Source organism: Micromonospora sp. NPDC005194, assembly GCF_040608335.1.
Taxonomy (GTDB): domain Bacteria; phylum Actinomycetota; class Actinomycetes; order Mycobacteriales; family Micromonosporaceae; genus Micromonospora.
This window is the reverse complement of the sequence record NZ_JBEXIA010000036.1, coordinates 49,303-66,972: the sequence shown is the minus strand read 5'-3', so window position 1 is coordinate 66,972 and position 17,670 is coordinate 49,303. Positions and strand designations below refer to the sequence as shown.

At 71.5% G+C, this 17,670-nt stretch carries 14 protein-coding genes; 11 read left to right on the top strand and 3 right to left on the bottom strand.

Translation table 11 applies throughout. From position 1 onward, the window contains the following. Both ABZU53_RS25680 and ABZU53_RS25675 read right to left on the bottom strand, forming a co-directional pair. The coding region (locus tag ABZU53_RS25680; protein ID WP_355067970.1) for a beta-1,3-glucanase family protein at positions 1-1,261 on the bottom strand (1,261 nt) is incomplete at its 3' end. Positions 1,262-1,619: 358 nt separating this feature from the next. Beyond that, positions 1,620-2,363, bottom strand: a complete 744-nt coding sequence (locus ABZU53_RS25675) for a GntR family transcriptional regulator (protein ID WP_355067968.1) — start codon at positions 2,361-2,363, stop codon at positions 1,620-1,622. A 300-nt stretch (positions 2,364-2,663) separates the two neighbouring features. Here ABZU53_RS25675 and ABZU53_RS25670 point away from each other — a divergent pair, with 300 nt between their 5' ends. The 8 genes from ABZU53_RS25670 (at position 2,664) to ygiD (ending at position 12,498) form a co-directional block, all read left to right on the top strand. Next, positions 2,664-3,767: an ABC transporter substrate-binding protein gene (locus tag ABZU53_RS25670; protein WP_355067966.1), complete on the top strand. Its 1,104-nt coding sequence runs from the start codon at positions 2,664-2,666 to the stop codon at positions 3,765-3,767. Between the two features lie 25 nt (positions 3,768-3,792). After that, positions 3,793-5,328, top strand: a complete 1,536-nt coding sequence (locus ABZU53_RS25665; protein ID WP_355067964.1) for a sugar ABC transporter ATP-binding protein — start codon at positions 3,793-3,795, stop codon at positions 5,326-5,328. Next, the gene (locus tag ABZU53_RS25660) at positions 5,325-6,284 is read left to right on the top strand and encodes an ABC transporter permease (RefSeq protein WP_355067963.1); all 960 of its coding nucleotides are present in this window, start codon (positions 5,325-5,327) and stop codon (positions 6,282-6,284) included. Before ABZU53_RS25665 ends, ABZU53_RS25660 begins: the two co-directional genes overlap by 4 nt. After that, on the top strand, positions 6,281-7,297 hold the full coding sequence (locus ABZU53_RS25655; protein WP_355067961.1) for an ABC transporter permease: 1,017 nt from the start codon (positions 6,281-6,283) through the stop codon (positions 7,295-7,297). The genes ABZU53_RS25660 and ABZU53_RS25655 overlap by 4 nt, the downstream gene beginning before the upstream one ends. After that, complete coding sequence (gene lsrF / locus ABZU53_RS25650) at positions 7,290-8,177, top strand: 3-hydroxy-5-phosphonooxypentane-2,4-dione thiolase (RefSeq protein ID WP_354863282.1); 888 nt, start codon at positions 7,290-7,292, stop codon at positions 8,175-8,177. Before ABZU53_RS25655 ends, lsrF begins: the two co-directional genes overlap by 8 nt. A 68-nt stretch (positions 8,178-8,245) precedes the next feature. After that, positions 8,246-9,907, top strand: a complete 1,662-nt coding sequence (locus ABZU53_RS25645) for a glycerol-3-phosphate dehydrogenase/oxidase (protein ID WP_355067959.1) — start codon at positions 8,246-8,248, stop codon at positions 9,905-9,907. Then, the gene (locus tag ABZU53_RS25640) at positions 9,904-11,421 is read left to right on the top strand and encodes an FGGY family carbohydrate kinase (protein WP_355067958.1); all 1,518 of its coding nucleotides are present in this window, start codon (positions 9,904-9,906) and stop codon (positions 11,419-11,421) included. Before ABZU53_RS25645 ends, ABZU53_RS25640 begins: the two co-directional genes overlap by 4 nt. A gap of 231 nt (positions 11,422-11,652) precedes the next feature. After that, on the top strand, positions 11,653-12,498 hold the full coding sequence (gene ygiD, locus ABZU53_RS25635; protein WP_355067956.1) for a 4,5-DOPA dioxygenase extradiol: 846 nt from the start codon (positions 11,653-11,655) through the stop codon (positions 12,496-12,498). 116 nt (positions 12,499-12,614) lie between these two features. Here ygiD and ABZU53_RS25630 read toward each other — a convergent pair whose 3' ends face one another. Further along, positions 12,615-13,883, bottom strand: a complete 1,269-nt coding sequence (locus ABZU53_RS25630; RefSeq protein ID WP_355067955.1) for an Ig-like domain-containing protein — start codon at positions 13,881-13,883, stop codon at positions 12,615-12,617. 520 nt (positions 13,884-14,403) lie between these two features. Here ABZU53_RS25630 and ABZU53_RS25625 point away from each other — a divergent pair. From ABZU53_RS25625 to ABZU53_RS25615, 3 genes are all read left to right on the top strand, one after another. Beyond that, positions 14,404-15,657: a D-alanyl-D-alanine carboxypeptidase gene (locus tag ABZU53_RS25625; RefSeq protein WP_354860310.1), complete on the top strand. Its 1,254-nt coding sequence runs from the start codon at positions 14,404-14,406 to the stop codon at positions 15,655-15,657. Between the two features lie 377 nt (positions 15,658-16,034). After that, complete coding sequence (locus ABZU53_RS25620) at positions 16,035-17,081, top strand: zinc-dependent alcohol dehydrogenase family protein (RefSeq protein WP_355067953.1); 1,047 nt, start codon at positions 16,035-16,037, stop codon at positions 17,079-17,081. A 93-nt stretch (positions 17,082-17,174) separates the two neighbouring features. After that, the gene (locus ABZU53_RS25615) at positions 17,175-17,423 is read left to right on the top strand and encodes a hypothetical protein (RefSeq protein WP_354860307.1); all 249 of its coding nucleotides are present in this window, start codon (positions 17,175-17,177) and stop codon (positions 17,421-17,423) included. The last annotated feature ends 247 nt before the right edge of the window (positions 17,424-17,670 follow it).

Genomic DNA, 17,670 nt, shown 5'->3' with positions numbered 1-17,670 from the left:
AGTTCCAGACAATCAGGCGTTGACCATCGTTGAAGTTCCAGTTCGGTACGTCGATGCACTTGTTGTGCCAGTTGCTGACGATCCGGCTGGAGTCGGTGGCCGGGGGCGGCGTGGTGGGCGGCGGGTTGCCGCCGGTGAACGGCGAGAGAATGATCGCCGCCGAGCGGGGGTCACCGTGGTGCACCAGCGACTCGAAGCCACCGACGTCGTCGTAGGCGAAGCCGTACGCCTTGCCGTCGGCCATGTTGGCGTGGACGATCCGCGAGTAGTGGTTGGGCGAACTGTTGCGGTAGAACTGGTTCGCATCCAGCACCGGCTCCTGCGACGAGGTGCCCAGGGTGCCTCGGTTCAGCGCCGTGCACAGCGTCCGCTTTATCTCCGGCTCGATGAACGGTGGCGTGTTCGGGGCGTTGAACACCCCGTCGCAGCCCCAGACGTTGGCCGTGCTGGGCTTGGCCACCGTGGCGACCTGAGCGCCGGCAGAGTCGGTGAAGACCATGGTGTTGCCGTTGGTCCGGCCGAAGAACCGCCGGTTCGGCTCGTTGACCCGGGGCACGACGGTGAGGGTTCGGCCCGTGTACGCGTTCCACGCCGAGGTGATGTATCCGTCCAGGTAGTTCGGGCTCATCAGGCCGGCGTCCATCGCCTTGCCGGGCGCGAGGACCCGCAGGACGGTGCCGTCGGAGCGGGTGTACACGGAACGGGCGAAGTCGCCGTTGGCCCGGATCTGGTTGATCACGTTCTCCCGGCCGTTGGCGACCGGGTCGCCGGTGCGGATCGTCTGTCCGTCGGCACCGGTGACGCTCACGCCGTGCGGGACGGCGAACATGTCCACCTGGGAACTGTTCAGCCACAGACCCGAGTCGTTGTAGGTGAACTCGGACCAGTCGAACAGGATGTCCCGGTTCGGGTCACCGCCGGCCCACGGAGCGGGTTGGACAAGCCCGTCGGGGCTGAGACGGAGGTCCAACTTCCGGCCGAAGGAGAAATAGATCCGGCCCGAGATGAACCGCGGGACGCGTACGGTGACGCTGCCTCCATTGCCTGGGCCCGAGATCGCGACGTCCGGCGCGGGGGTCGGTGGCAGGCCACCAGCGGGCCAGGCCGAGAACTGTCCGGCGGCATTGACGTAGCCGAGCCGGCCGCCGGGGCGGATATCCTGCCCCAGGATGTAGAGGAACACGGCCTCGCCGCGGCCGGAGTTGTTCGTGACGGTGACGGGTAGGACATCAGGCCCCACCGCGTCGGCCGGCTGCGGCATGACGGTGACCATCGGAACAGCGGTGATAAGGACCGCCGCAGCGGCGCCGAGAGCCACCCTGAGGCGGCCTAGCATCGACAAGCTCTTGTTCAACCGGAACCTCCTGACATCGGCCTGGCCCGTCCTGACGGCCAGGACGAGTCCGAGAGAGCGCTCTCACAGCCTGATAATCATCGATGGCAAAGTCAACAGCAATCGTTAACTTTGTTGCCTGTGATTCGGAGGTCATCAGGTCCCAGATAACCCGGGAGCACCATGAGGCAGCGTCAACGGGCGGGCATCGTGGACGGCCCACCCTCTCGGTGTCGGCGCCCCGGGCCGGCTCGGCGGTCAGGCACTCTGGGTTGAACCCCAGGGTTCAGCGGATGCCCACGAAGAACCGGGTCTGGTCACTGCGGTGCAACGCGTAGTAGGCCTCGAAACGGGTGCCGTCGGGCAACCAGGCCACGGATTCGATGCCGAGCAGAGGCGTTGAGGTCGCCACCTCGAGCAGCGCGGCGTCGTCGGGCTCCGGGAAGACCGCTTCGATCCAACGGTCGGCTGCGGCGGCCTCCAGCCCGTAGCGGCGTCGCAGCACGTCGTACAGCGACTGGTTCTCGAGCACGGCGCGCTCCAGGCCGGGCACCAGGCGGGCCGGCAGAGCGGTATCGACGAGCAGCCACGGCTGTCCATCGACCCGTCGGAGTCTGCGCATCCGTACGACCTGCTCGCCGTGCGGGATCTGCAGCAGCTCGGCTTCGCGCTGGTCCGCCTCGCCGAGGCTCTGGCTGATCGTGTGGGTGGCCACCCTGCGGCCGGCCTCCCGCAGATCGTGCGCGGATCCGGACACCGAGCCGACGAAGTGCAGCTCCGTCTTACGTGGAGCGACGAAGGCGCCCCGCCCTTTGACCTTGTAGATCATCCGCTGCTGGACGAGCTCACGCAGCGCTTCCCGCACCACGGTCCGAGAGACGCCGAAGATGTCGCTCAACTCCGCCTCGGAGGGCAGCGGCTGGTCTGGGCCGACCTCACCTGACTCGATCTGACTGCGCAGCGCTCGCATCAGCTGCATCCACAGCGGTTCGACCCCGTCACGGGTCAACCGCCGGTAGGTCATCGTCATGGATCCCCTTCTCATCGATCGCGTACAGCATGCCATGCCGGCAATGCTGTCGTTACAGGTTGCTCGGATTTCTGAGGCGGGATCACGGGACGGCGGGAACCGCCGTCGAGAAATCCCCTGGTCGTTACGCCCCTGTTACCAGAAACACTGTGACGTGCAACACGTTCTTAACGCAGCTCTAGCGCACCTGTCACTACAGGTCTGTAATAACTGCACCTCGCCCCACCCCCGTGGTGGCCAGGCAACTTGCGCACACCGTGTCCCGCTCCGGCGGGGCCGCTCTTCCTGGAGGCCCCCACCATGCGCGTCCACCACACATCCCGTCGCTGGCGCGTCGCAGCGTCAGCCTCGCTCGCGGCCGCAATCGCGGTAACGGCGGCCGGTTGCGGCTCCGGCTCGAACGACGGCGGCGGGAGCGCAGGCGGCGACAAGCCGTTCATCGCGCTCAGCAACGGCTTCATCGGCAACGGCTGGCGGCAGACGATGATCGCCAAGTTCGAGGCCTCCGCCGCCAAGGCGCAGAGCGACGGGCTGATCGGCAAGTTCAAGGTCGTCAACGCCCCCGGCGAGAACTCGGCCACCGAGCAGGTCGCCCAGATCAAGAGCCTGCTGCTGCAGAAGCCGGACGCCCTGCTCATCGACCCGGCCTCGCCGACCGCGCTCAAACCGGTCATCCAGCAGGCCTGCGACGCCGGCATCAAGGTCGTGGTCTTCGACTCGGCGATCGACGCCCCCTGCGCCCACGTGCTGCTCAACAGCTTCAAGGACTGGGCGACGGCCGCAGCCGAGCCGCTGGTCAAGGGCATCGGCGGCAAGGGAACGGTCATCGTCAGCCGCGGCGTGGTCGGCTCCCAGCCCGAGGAGGAGATGTACAAGACCACGCAGGAGATCCTGGCCGCCAACCCGGATGTCAAGGTCGCCGCGACCGTCAACGGGATGTGCGACGGCGCCAAGGCGCAGAAGGCCGTGCTCGGCGTGCTGTCCAGCGTGCCGAAGGTGGACGGCGTCATCGGCTGCGGCGACGGCTACGGCGTCGCCCAGGCCTTCACCACGGCCGGCAAGCCGATCCCGGCGCTCACCTTCGAGACCAACGGCCGCGCGCTGAAGTACTGGCAGGACAGCAAGCTCGACAACGGCTCGGTCGCGGTCATGTCCGACCCGGGCCAGTCGGTGGCCGCCCTCTGGGAGGCGATCGACCTGCTCGACGGCAAGGACATCCCGAAGGAACTGACCTTCCCGATCGTGCTGGTGGAGCAGAAGGACGTGGCCGCGTGGGCCGGCGCGCTCAAGCCCGACGAGTACGCCGCCTGGCCGTGGACCCAGGACCTCTTCCGCAAGCAGGTCGAGGCCGTGAAGACCGGTGGCGCCCCGGTCCAGCCGCCGATCCCGACGGCCGCCGGCTGACCGGGACATCCCAAAGGAGCGGATCATGCACGTCGACAACCTGCCGGTGGGGTCGCTCGCGGCCCCGCCGGCGGGCGACCGGGAGGCCACACCGGCCCAGCCGGTCGTCACCGCACGGCAGGTGACCAGGACGTACGGACGTACCCGGGCGCTCACCGGCGTGGACCTCGAGGTCCGCGCCGGGGAGGTGCTCGGCCTCGTCGGCCACAACGGCGCCGGCAAGAGCACGCTGATGCGCGTCCTCGCCGGGCTGGAGGCGTGCGACGAGGGCGTGGTCACCGTCCGCGGGCAGGAGGTGCCGCGCGACGTCGGGCCGGGGGCTGCGGAGTTCCGCGCCGTACGGATGGCCTACCAGGAGACGTCGCTCTGCCCCGACCTCACCGTCGCGGAGAACATCTGGATCTCCTCCCGATCCTGCCTGCCCCGACTGCGGTGGCGGCGGGCGGCCAGCGTGGCGGTCCAGCGCCGGCTCGACGAGATGTTCCCGGGTCACGGGGTGGCGCCACGGGACCGGGTGGAGGACCTCACCCTGGCCCGACGACAGATGGTGGAGATCGCCCGGGCGAGCCTGGTCGACCGCCTCGACCTGCTGATCCTCGACGAGCCGACCGAGTCCCTCGGCCCGGACGCCGCCCGCTCCCTGTACGACCACGTCCGTACCCTCACCGCGCAGGGCTCGGCCGTGCTGCTCATCTCGCACCGCATCCGCGAGGTGCTGTCGGTGGCTGACCGGGTCGCCGTGATGCGCGACGGGGCGGTCGTGGCGGACAAGCCGGCGGCCGGGCTCAGCGAAGCCGACGTCCTCGTCCTGATGGGGGCCGAGGTGGCCGCCCCGGCCAACCCCGACCCGGTGCCGGCAGCCGTACCGGCCGGTGACCGGCCGGTCATGGCCGAGCTGCGCGGCGCCAGCGGCCAGGGCCTGCACGACGTCTCGGTCCGCATCGGCGCGGGCGAGGTCGTGGGCCTCGCCGGACTGGCCGGCCAGGGCCAGCAGGAGGTGCTCGAACGGCTGTGGCGCCCGGTCCGCAAGGACACCACGGTGCACGGCACCCGCGCGTACGTGCCGGGCGACCGGCAGCGCTCCGGCGTGTTCCCGCTGTGGTCCGTGGCGGAGAACCTGATCGTCACCGCGCAGCGCGGACTGGCCCGGTACGGCCTCCGCCGCCGGGCCGAGGAAGGCGCGGCGGTGCGGAGCTGGGTCGACCGGCTGGCCATCCGCGGCGGCGCCGACGCGGGCATGACCGAGCTCAGCGGCGGCAACCAGCAGAAGGTCATCGTGGCCCGGGCGTTCGCCTCGACGGCCGACCTGGTCCTGCTCGACGACCCGTTCCGCGGGGTGGACGTGCACACCAAGACCGACCTGTACGCGCTCATCCGCGCGGAGGCTGCCAACGGCCGCAGCGTCGTCTGGTACTCGAGCGAAAACGCCGAGATGGCGCACTGCGACCGGGTCTACGTGCTGCGCGCCGGCCGGGTCGTCGCCGAACTGACCGGCGAGGAGATCTCGGAGGAACGGATCATCGCCGTCTCCTTCGCCGAGTCGACGGGAGCACCGCGATGACCAACCTCGTCGTGGCGGCCGTGCCGCCACGAGCCCGACTGCGCCGCCTCGCACCGGCCATGGTCAGCACGATCGCCATGTTCGCGATGGTCGTCGTCTGCGCGTCGCTGCAGTCGGACGTGCTGACCGTCACCGGCCTCACCCTGATCCTCTCGGCCACCGTTCCGCTGGTCATCGCGGCCCAGGCCCAGATGATCCTCATGTCGGTCGGCGACATCGACCTCGGCATCGGCAACTTCGTCGGCCTGGTCACCGTCCTCACCGCCACCAAACTGGTGTCCTCGCCGGGCACCGGCGTCCTGCTCCTGGTCGGCCTCGTCGCGGCGTACGCCCTGCTGGGCGCGCTGATCCACCTGCGCCAGGTGCCCTCGCTGATCGCCACCCTCGGCACCTCGTTCGTCTGGCTGGGGCTGGGCCTGTTCGTCCTGCCCACCCCCGGTGGCAGCACGCCGGAGTGGCTGGCCACGTTCGGATCGTGGGCGCCGGCCGGATTCCCGGCGCCGCTGCTGCCGATCCTCGTGGTGTCCGCGCTGGTCTGGCTGATCGCCACCCGCGGCTCCGTCGGGGTCCGGGTCCGCGCCTTCGGCAGCAACCCGGTCGCGCTGCGCCGGGCCGGCCTGAGCCCGTTGGCCGCGCGGGTCGTTGCGTACGGGATGGCCGGCGCGCTCGGCGTGCTCGCCGGTCTCCTGCTGGCCTCACAGACCGGCGGCGGCGACGTCTCGTCCGCCTCCAGCTACACCCTGATCACGATCGCCGCGGTGATCCTCGGCGGTGGCTCCTTCCGGGGCGGCACCGCCGTGCCGTGGGGCGTCGCCATCGGCGGAGTGACGCTCGGCCTGGTCAGCGTCGTCCTCAGCCTCCTCGACGTGCCGTCCAACATGCAGTCGGCCGTCCAGGGCGCGATCGTGCTGGCCGTGCTCGCCGGCCGCGTCGTGGTCGGAAAGGTGCTCCGATGACCCTCCGTACGCTCGCCCGCCCCTGGATCTGGGGCTTCGCCGCCGCCACGCTGGTCTGGGTCCTCATCCTGGCCATCTCCAACCAGGGCGGCGGGCAGACGGTGTCGCTCGCCCTGTCCCTGGCGCCGTACCTGGTCATCGTGGGCCTGGGCCAGATGCTCGTGATCACCGCCGGCCCGGGCAACATCGACGTCTCGGTGGCGCCGATCATCTCGCTCGCCGGGTTCGTCGCGGTCGCGGCGACCGCGGCGACCGGATCGGTGGCGGTCGGCATCCTGGCGGGAGTCGGGACCGGCCTGGCCGTCGCCGCGATCAGCGTGCTGGCCATCCTCGGCCTGTCCATTCCCCCGATCATCGCCACCCTGGCGTCCGGGCTGATCGCCTCGTCGCTGACCCTGTCGCTGGCCGACGGCTTCACCGCCATGCCCGACGACGGGCTGCGCCGGCTGCTCAACCTGCGCCCCGCGGGCGTACCGGTGCTCGCGGTCGCCGTGGCCGTACTCACCGCGCTTATCGTCGCCCTGCTCAGCCGTACGACGTACGGACGGTCGCTGCTCGCCGTCGGCCAGAGCCGGCCGGCCGCGGAACGGGCCGGCATCCCGGTCGCCCGGATCATCGGCGCCACGTACCTGGCCAGCGGCGCCCTCGCCGGACTGGCCGGCGCCCTGCTGGCGGCGTACATCGCACCCTCGCCCGACCTGGGCACCCGGTACCTGCTCGACTCGGTCGCCGTGGTCGTGATCGGCGGGACGCTCATCTCGGGCGGTCGCGCCGTACCGGTGGGCATCTGGGGCAGCGCGCTCTTCTTCATCCTGCTCGACGGCCTGGTGAACCTGGTCGGCTGGAGCACCGCCGCGCAGAACCTGCTCAAGGGCGGCCTGGTGCTCTTCGTCCTCTTCCTGGCCGGTGGCGGTACGCGCCGCGACGCCACCACCTCCCGACCCCGGCGACGGGCGCGTCCCGCGACCGTCGCCACCGCCGCAACGACTACAGGAGACAACACCCATGGCTGACACCGACGGTCTGCTCGATGCCCGGGACTTCGGCGGGAGCGAGCGCCCGGCCACCGGCTTCCATGTCAAGGGCGCCCACGCACAGGACTGGGGACTGCAGAACCGGCTCGCCCGGATCTTCCGCCCCGACAACGGCCGTACCGTGATGCTGGCCTTCGACCACGGCTACTTCCTCGGCCCGATGGCCGGCCTGGAGCGGATCGACACCAACATCGCCCCGCTGGTGCCGCAGGCCGACGCGATCATGATGACCCGGGGCGCGCTGCGCACCAGCATCCCGTCGCACAGCACCGCCGGCGTGGTGCTGCGCGCCAGCGGCGGCCCGAGCGTGCTGCGGGACCTCTCCGACGAGCACCTCGCGCTCGACATCGAGGACGCGGTCCGGCTCAACGCGGCGGCCCTGGCGATCCAGGTGTTCATCGGCGGCGAGCACGAGTCGCGGTCGGTGGCGAACCTGGCCAAGCTGGTCGACGCCGGGCAGCGGCACGGCATCGCCGTCCTTGGTGTGACCGCGGTCGGCAAGGAGATGGTCCGCGACGCCCGCTACTTCCGGCTCGCCACCCGGATCAGCGCGGAGATGGGTGCGCACATCGTCAAGACGTACTACGTCAACGAGGGCTTCGAGACGGTGACCGCCAGCTGCCCGGTGCCGATCATCGTCGCCGGCGGTAAGAAGCTTCCCGAGCTCGACGCGCTGACCATGGCGTACCGGTCGATGCAGGAAGGCGCCGCGGGCGTCGACATGGGCCGCAACATCTTCCAGAGCGAGCACCCGGCGGCGATGCTCGCCGCCGTCCGCGCCGTGGTGCACGACGACGCGAAGCCCGAGGAGGCCCACGAGCTCTTCCGCGAGCGGTCGGCCGGTTCCGCAGCATCCTGACCCACCCCCAGGGGTGCGGGTCCCGGCACGCAGCCGCGGACCCGCACCCCACACCCCCGGGAGCCTTCATGTCGCAGCCACAGACCGGACCCGATGACGTCGTCGACCTCGTCATCGTCGGCGCCGGCATCAACGGCCTTGCCATCGCCAGAGACGCCGCCGACCGCGGCCTGAGTGTGGTCGTCGTGGACCGGGGCGACGTCGGCGCCGGTACGACGAGCACGTCGAGCCGGCTCATCCACGGTGGCCTGAAGTACCTCGAACGCTACGACTTCACCCTGGTGAACGAGTCCATCCGCGAACGCCACCTGCTGTTCCGCACCGCCCCGCACCTGGTGCACGACTACCCGATGCTCATCCCGTCCTACGCCCGCGACAGCCGACCGGGACCGCTGGTCCGGCTCGGCCTGGCGGCCTTTGACGTGCTGGCCGCCCGCCGCGGGCGCGGGATCAGCCGGGGCCTGTCCGCCCGCCGGATCGGTCAGCGCTGGCCGCAGCTGTCGCGCGACGGGCTGCGCGGCGGGGTGCTCTTCCGCGACGCGCAGGTGCCGTGGGCCGAGCGGCTCTGCGTCGAACTGCTGCTCGACGCGGAACGGCTGGGCGCGCGGGTGCTGACCTACACCACGGTGACCGGGCTCATCGTCGAAGACGGCCGGGTGCTCGGGGTGCGGACCACGGACAACCGGTCCGGTCAGCAGGGGCGGATCCGAGCCCGGCTCACCGTGAACGCCGCCGGGCCGTGGATCGACCAGATCCTACGCGGACAGGTCGAGAGCCGGCGGCTCAACGGCGGCACCAAGGGCAGCCACGTCATCCTCGACCCGTTCCCCGGCGCCCCGGACACCTGCATCTTCTTCGAGGCCGCCGCCGACCAGCGGCCGATCTTCATCTTCCCGTGGGCGGGTCGCTACATCCTGGGCAGCACCGACCTCACCTACGACGGGGACCTCGACGAGGTCGTCGCCAGCGACGCCGAGATCGAGTACCTGCTCAACGAGACCAACCGGATCATTCCGCAGGCCAAGCTCACCCCGGCCGACGTGCTCTACAGCGTCGCCGGGATCCGCCCGCTGCCACACACGGCCGGCGTCTCGGACAACGCCAAGATCAGCCGTGGGCACACAGTGCTCGACCACGCGCCGGCGTACGCCGGACTGCTGTCGATCATCGGCGGCAAGCTGACCACCCACCGGGCGCTCGCCGAGGACGCCACCGACGCGGCGCTGAAGGTGCTCGGCCGGCCCCGCGGACGGTGCACCACCCGTACCCGGCCGCTGCCCGGCGCCGACACCGCCGACTGGCGTACGTTCCGCGCGGAGTTCCAGCGCTCGGCGACCCCGTTCACCGGCGACCAGCGGGCCCGGCTGCTCGACCTGTACGGGGTGCGGGCGCGCCGCGTGCGCGAACTCGTCGTCACCGATCCATCACTCGCCGAGGTCGTCGACGAGCAGAGCGGCGCGGTCGCCGCCGAGATCGTCATGGCGTTCCGCGAGGAGAGGGCCGTGACGTTGGCAGACGTCCTGCTGCGTCGTACCCTGATCGGCCTCGGCCCGGACATGGCGCTGTCGACCGCCGTGACCTGCGCGGACGTCGCCGTCCGGCATCTCGGCTGGGACGACGAACGGGCCCGCGCCGAGGTGGCCGCCTACCACGCCGAGCTGCGACGCTTCCGCCCGCGCGCGCTGAACCTCTCGGCGGCAACCCCGAACAGCGACAGGAGGACGTCATGACGACACCGCACATCTGCTACCTCGGGGTCGACGTCGGGCTCACCGCCACCAAGGCGGCCGCCTTCGACATCGAGGGCCGCGAGCTCGCCGTCGTGCACGCCCGCACGCCACGCACCAGCGTGACCGCCCACCGTCACGACGTGGACATGCCCGCGCTGGCCGACACGGTGATGTCACTGCTCGGCGAGATCACCGGCAAGCTGGCCGCCGACGGGTACGCCCCGGCCGGCATCGGGGTGGCCGCCCACGGCAACGGCCTCTACCCGGTCGACGAGGCGCTGCGCCCGGTGGGGCCGGCCATCGCCTCCTCGGACAGCCGCGCCCAGCGGATCGTCCAGGCCATCCCACCGGAGGGGGCACGCCGGCTGGCCGAGGAGACCGGGTCGATTCCCTGGGCCGCCCAGCCCAGCGTCCTGCTGCGCTGGCTGCGGGACAACGACGCCGACGCCTACGCGGCCACCCGGTGGGCCCTCTCCTGCAAGGACTGGGTCACCTCGCAGCTCACCGGCGTGGCCAGCGCCGACTACAGCGACGCCAGCGCCTCCGGCATGGTCGCGCTCGGCACCCGCGCCTACACCGCCACGGCGCTCGAACTCGTCGGGCTGCCGGCCACCGACCTCGACCGGTTCCCGCCGCTGCGGCGCTCCGACGCGGTGGTCGCCGGGCTGAGCGCCGCCGCCGCGGCCCGCAGCGGGCTCCCCGAGGGCCTGCCGGTCATCGCGGGTTGCATGGACTGCGTGGCGGCGACCCTCGGCGCCGGGGGCCGGGAGGTCGGGGACGGGACGATCATCGTCGGCACCTGGGCGATCAACGGCGTCGTCGTCCCCGCGCGTGCGCCCGCCCCCGAGGTAACCCTCAGCGCGTTCATGCCCGACCCGGCCACGATGCTGGCCATGGAGGTCGCGCCGACCTCCGCGGCGAACCTGGAGTGGCTCGCCTGCGCCGGGGTCGCGCACGACCAGGTCGGCAGCGTCGCCGCGGCGGAACTCCTGCGGGAAGCGGCCACCGTGCCACCCGGCGCGGACGGTCTGCTGTTCCTACCGTTCGTCAACGGCTCGCCCGAGCACCCGTCGGCGTCCGGCACCTTCCTCGGCATCTCCAGCAATCACCGCCGCGGCCACCTCACCCGAGCGGTCATCGAGGGGGTCGCCCAGTACCACCGGGTGCAGCTGGACCGGGTGTTGGCCAGCGGCGCGGACGTCGGGGACCGCCCCTGGCGGCTGGCCGGCGGAGGCGCCCGGTCGACGGTCTGGGCGCAGATCTTCGCCGACGTGCTGGGGCGACCCGTCCGGCGCCAGCTCACCAGCGAGCTGGGAGCCCGCGGAGTCGCCTCCCTGCTGCCCGGCGCCCTTGCCCACGACGTGCCGCCGTGGACCGTCAACGACGAGGACGACCTGTGCGTGTACCCGGGACCCGACCGGGCCGCATACCTTGCGCACTCCCAGGTGTTCGACCGCTGTCTCGCCGGCATGTCCTCCGTGTGGTCGGAGGTCGAGCGCTACAGCACGACCTGACGTGCGCCCAGGGGTTGCAGGTCACCGGAGCCCGCTACGGGGCGGCCCCCGCGTGCGAGACACCGAATCGACCAACCCTCCTCCCCCTGCGGGTCCGATCCGGAGTTCGCTGTCGACCGGCGGTCAGCGGTCTACCCTGAAGATCTACCCGACACTTCAGGTGACGCTCCGACGGCGACTCCGGAAGGGCCCGACGTGACCGCAGAGACCCCCGGCGGCTCAGGTGCACTGATGCCCGCCGCGTTCATCGGCCATGGCAACCCCATGAACGCTCTCGAGGTCAACCGATACACCACCTCGTGGAGGGCGTTCGGCGCCGCGGTGCCGCGGCCCCGTGTCATCCTGGTCATCAGCGCGCACTGGTACACCAACGCCACCGCCGTCACCGCGATGCCCCGGCCGCGGACCATCCACGACTTCTACGGCTTCCCGCAGGCGTTGTTCGAGGTGGAGTACCCCGCGCCGGGGCTGCCCGACCTGGTTACGGAGATCAGCGACACTGTTCACCCGACCTGGGTCGGCGCCGACCTCGACAGCTGGGGCATCGACCACGGCACCTGGTCTGTCTTGACGCACGCTTTCCCGGACGCCTCGGTCCCGGTCGTACAGCTCAGCATCAACGCCGACAAGCCCTTGGACTACCATTTCCAGCTCGGCGCCAAACTCGCTCCACTGAGACAACGCGGAGTGCTCATCATCGCCAGCGGCAACGTCGTGCACAACCTACGCGGCATGGACTGGAAGCTGACCGACGACGGCTACGACTGGGCCCAGCGCTTCGACGAGGACGCCAAGACCCGCATGTTGACCGATCCGGGCGAATTCGCGACGCTCGACACCCACCGCGACTTCCGCCACGCGGTGCCGACACCGGATCACTTCATTCCCGCGCTCTACCTCGCCGGTCTGGCCGCCACCGCCGACGCGCCGGACACCGACGTCCTCGTGGACGGCTACGCCTACGGATCGTTGTCGATGACGGCTTACACCCTCGGGCTGCCCTGCCCCGACGCAGCTGGCGAAGGCGGATCCCCACAGCCGCCCGACGACCTGCCGGCCGACGGCTCGAACATCTAGGGTTGCGCGCGACCTGACGGAAGGTGGCCCGCAGAGCTGACAACGCCGCGACCTGCGGCCGGAGAGCGTCCGGAACCGCAGGCCGCGGCGCGATCGTGCGAAGGCGTACGACCGGATCAGCCGCCGCTGTTGGAGCGGGTGGGGGCGGGCGCCGACCCGCCGGCCACCGCTCCCGGGTGCGGAGTGGCCGTGACCGTGGGCCTCAGCCCGACCGGTACGGCCAGCGCACTGCCCTTGGCGAACTCGTCCCAGCCGACATTCCAGGCCGTCCAGCCGTTGCCCGGATCCAGCGCCACCTCGGTGCCCTTGACCGTCACCAGGTCGCCGACCTGTGTGATCCCCATCAGCCAGTCGGCGTTCTCGTTGGAGACGTTGGTGCAGCCGTGCGAGACGTTGGTGTTGCCCTGATCCCCCACCGACCACGGTGCGGCGTGGATGAACTCGCCGCCGTTGGTGAGCCGCTGGGCGTCCTCGACGTCGACGATGTAACCGCCATTCGGGTCGCCCATAGTGTTGAAGGTCGTGTAGTCGAACTTCTCCATGACCACCATGGTGCCGCTGGAGCTCGGTGTGCTCGGCTTGCCGAGACTGACCGGAATCTTGCGCAGCAGCTTGCCGTCCCGGTAGACCGCCATCTGCTTGGTGGCGTTGTCGATGTCCAGCGACACCTGCCGGCCGATCTTCGAGGTGCCCGACCGGTCCGCGTCGCCGATGGCGTCCTTACCGATCGGCAGCCCTTCCAGCGCGCTCCGCACGCTGATCTTCGTGCCCGGCTTCCAGAAGTCGGGCGCCCGGTACTCGACCTGCTTGCCGTCGTCCAGCCAGGACCAGGTCCCCGGCTGGGGTGGATCCGTCTTCACGAACAACCGCCGCTGCACGTCCGCCCGGGCCTCCTTCGGAATCGCCGGGTCGAACGTGACCACCACCGGCATGGCCGTCCCGTACGTCTGGTCTGCGGCGAAATTCAGGACGGTGGTCACGGCCTGTCTGTTGCCCGGTTTCGCCATTGTCCTGAACGTCGTTCTCTGCGTGGTCGTCCGGCCCTTGCCACCGGTCGCGGTCACCTCCGCCGTGTACGTCCGCGAATTCTGCAACGGCTTGGCCGGCACCCAGCTCGACCCGTCCTCCCGCGGCTCCGCCGGCACCTGCGCACCCTTGTCGTCGGTCAACCGCACCGAGGTGATCTTCCCGTCCTTGACGGTGGCCCCCACCTCCGCGCTGACCGGCACGTCCCCCGCGTGGTCGCCGGGTGTCACGGTCAGTTGCGGCGGTGCCGTGTTCGCTTGTCGGGCTCCCGGCAGGCGGTCGGCGGTGCATCCCGCCAGGACCAACGGCGTGGCCGCGATGGTCACCGACAGCAGCCTCAATCGCTGCCTCAGCTCCATATTGTCCCCCCGTTCATGGCTTTCCCTCTGCCCACATTTTCACCACGGCGGAGAGATGTCGGCGGCGATTTCAGCGGAACCGTCGCGCAAGGCTCCGGAAACCTTTCCCCACGCATTCCCTTATGGCGTGAACCGGCCCGGTCATTTCCGTTCGTGACCGTTCCGACAAAATGAGTACGCCACTGCTCGCCCATCCCGTCCCGGCCGCGTTGCGCCGGCGCTTCCGCTTACGGCGACTCGGCCCGGGAGCCACCCGCAACTCCCGGCTGATCCGGATCGAGCGCGACTCGACCGTCGTGCGCCGGTTCGCCAGCAGCGCACGGATCGCCGCCGGGCCGGGCACGTCCGGCAGGCACTCCGCCGCCCCCCAAGCTGCCATGAAGCCGGACCGTCGGGCGAAAGCTTCGCGAAGAAGCAGAAGGAACGCGAGCCCGTTGCGGTGGCGGATTTCGAGCCGTCGCTGGACTACTTTCGGCAACCCGGCTGGGCTCGCCAGATCGGCGAATTACGGTGCATTGACGTGACCATCATTCGCGTTACCGCCGTAGCACTCAGCGCCTTCCTGGCCACGCCGGTTCTGGTGGCCGGGTCACCGACGCGCACGGCCGCCACGCCCGACATGCCCTGCCCGGCCGTGAAGCCGGCGGTGCCGCCGCCCGCCGGAGCGTCTCCACCACCGGTCGGTGCCGCCGATCGGGCGGTCGGCGGTGCCGCGCTGGCCACGACCGGCCTGGCCATTCCGGTGGGTGCGCCGACGGCGCCGGCGGTGACGGCCACCTCGTGGCTCGTGGCGGACCTCGACAGTGGCGCGGTGCTGGGCGGGTGCGGCCCGCACGAGCTCCGCACGCCGGCCAGCGTGCAGAAGATGCTGCTGGCCGCGGCCCTGATGCCCCGCCTGGACCCGGCCCAGATGGTCGAGGTGACCCGGGCTGATCTGCAGGATCTCGATCCGGCCAGCTCGCTGATGGGGGTGGTCGAGGGTGGCCGCTACTCGATCGAGAGCCTGTGGCTGGGGCTGCTCCTCAAGTCGGGCAACGACGCGGCCAACGTGCTGGCCCGCGTCGGCGGCGCCGCCGCCGGCCGGCCGGGCGGGGTGCAGGCGATGAACAACGAGGCGCACCGGCTGCGCGCGAATCAGACCCACGCGGCGACGCCCTCCGGTCTGGACGGTCCCGGCCAGTACACCAGCGCGTACGACCTGGCGCTGATCGCGCGGGCCACCTACGCCCGCGAGGACTTCCGGCGGTACATCGCGACCCGGGTGGCCCAGATAGCCGGCGACGCGGGCACCCCGGGCTTCGCCATCACCCATGACAACACGCTGCTGGACCACTACCCGGGAACGCTCGGCGGAAAGACCGGCTTCACCGACCTGGCTCGACAGACGTACGTCGGGGTGGCCGAGCGCAACGGGCGGCGGCTCGCGGTGACCCTGCTCGGCGCGGAGACCGCGCCGCTGGGCAGCCTGGGCGAGGCGGGAGCCCTGCTCGACTGGGGCTTCGCCCTCTCCCCCGGCGCGTCCGTCGGCCGCCTGGTCACCCCGGGCGAGAAGACGGACGACCATGCCGCGGCCGCCGGCGAGGGCGAGCACCACGGTCAGGCCGGGGACCGGTCGCTGCTGTCCTTCCCGGCGGTCCTCGGCCTCGGCGCCGCCGCGGCCCTGGCCGTCGTGCTCCTGGCGGCGCCCCGGTGGCGCAGGGCCATGCGGCAAGCAGCTGACCGGACCGCGCAGAGCGAGCGATCAGCGGCCGACCCGTCCCCGTCCGAACCGTAGGCGGACCACGCCGGCGCGCCGCCCGCGCAGGACCGGGATCCGGTGGACGTTCGCCGGCAGCCACCCCAGCGGACCCCGGCCCCGCGGCGACCGCAGCTCCGACACCTCCGAGATGTTCGGGTGCAGCCCGCGAAGGCTCGGCCAGTCCGCCGAGTCGAGGCACCAGTGCATCTCGGGGGGCGGTAGCCAAATTCCCGGGCGCTGGCCCGGGGCACGGCACGCGCCATCCAGCCGGCGACCGTGTCGATGGCCATCACGCGCCGATCTCGATGATGTCGCCCCGGTGGTCGTCGGCCGTCACCCTGCCACCATCCCCGCGATTTCCCGCTCGGTCCCCCCGTCGGGCGCGGTGGCCGGCGCATGTGAGGATGCGGCGCATGCGTGCCGTGATCTTCGACGAGTTCGGTGTTCGGCCCCAGGTCCGCGACGTCCCGGACCCGGTGCCGCCGCCCGGGGGCGCCGTCATCCGGGTCGAGGCGACCGGGTTGTGCCGCAGCGACTGGCACGGCTGGCAGGGGCACGACCCGGACGTCCGCCTGCCGCACGTGCCCGGCCACGAGTTCGCCGGCGTGGTCACGGCGGTCGGCGCCGGCGTACGCGGCTGGCACCCCGGCGACCGGGTCACCGTGCCGTTCGTCTGCGCGTGCGGGCAGTGCCCGGCCTGCCTCTCCGGCGACCAGCAGGTCTGCGAGCGGCAGACGCAGCCCGGCTTCACCCACTGGGGCTCGTTCGCCGAGTACGTGGCCGTGCAGCACGCCGACGTCAACCTGGTCCGGCTCCCCGACGAGCTGGGCTACCCGGCCGCGGCGGCGCTCGGCTGCCGGTTCGCCACGGCGTTCCGCGCGGTGGTCGGCCAGGGGCGGGTCGCCGCGGGCGAGTGGGTGGCGGTGCACGGCTGCGGCGGCGTGGGGCTGTCCGCGGTGATGATCGCCGCGGCCTACGGCGCGCAGGTGGTGGCGGTCGACGTCGCCCCCGGCGCGCTCGAGCTGGCCCGCCGTTTCGGGGCCGCGGTGTGTCTGGACGGCTCTGCCCTCACCGGGCCCGGCGCGGTGGCCGCGGCCGTCCGGGAGGTGACCGGCGGCGGCGCCCACCTGTCGCTCGACGCCCTGGGCAGCCACGCCACCTGCACCGCCTCGATCGAGAGCCTGCGGCGGCGCGGGCGGCACGTGCAGGTCGGCCTCCTCCCCGCCGCCCAGGGCCGCCCGGCCCTGCCGATGGACCTGGTGATCGCGTACGAGCTGGAGCTGCGGGGCAGCCACGGCATGGCCGCGCACGCCTACCCGGAACTGCTCCGGCTGGTCACCGCCGGCGTGCTGCGCCCCGCCGAGCTGATCACCCGCACCATCGGGCTCGCCGAGGTGCCCGACGCCCTGACCGGAATGGACCGGCCCGCCCCCGGCGGGATGTGCATCGTCCAGCCTTGACCAGGACGACGCTCGGGTCGGACAGCGGACACGTCCCAGGTACGCGTAGGCCGCGGAGTAGCTCGCCGCCGCGGCACCGAAGACGGCCGGGAGATGTACCAGGAGGCGTTGCGGGACCGGCCCGACGATGGGATCCGGCTGCGGCTCGCCTTCGCGCTGCTGCGGGCCGGCGACGGCAGCGGCGCGCAACGAACCGCCCGAGAGGTCCTGGCCCGCGAGCCGGATTCCCGGTCCGCCGAGGCGGAGCAGACGCTGCGGCGTTTTCTGGCCGTCGCACCGGCTCATCCGGCCGCCGCAGAGATCAAGCGGCTGCTCGCCGCAGGTCAATCCACCGGGCGCTGACAGTGCCACCAGCCCGCCGATCAGGATCGCCGTCTCGCCGAGCACGACCAACCCGAGCAGGGTCGAGGACTCCAGGGCCGGCTGGACGATCACCAGCGTCAGGACGAGGAGCGGCGGCAGCCCGACCAGCACCGCCGACCGCCCTGTCCACCCGCTGATTGTCACCCCCCAACGGGTTGACCGGTGACGAGAAAGGCCACGCGGTGGGCGGGCGATCCGTAGGGTTCGGGTCGACGGAGGCACTGCG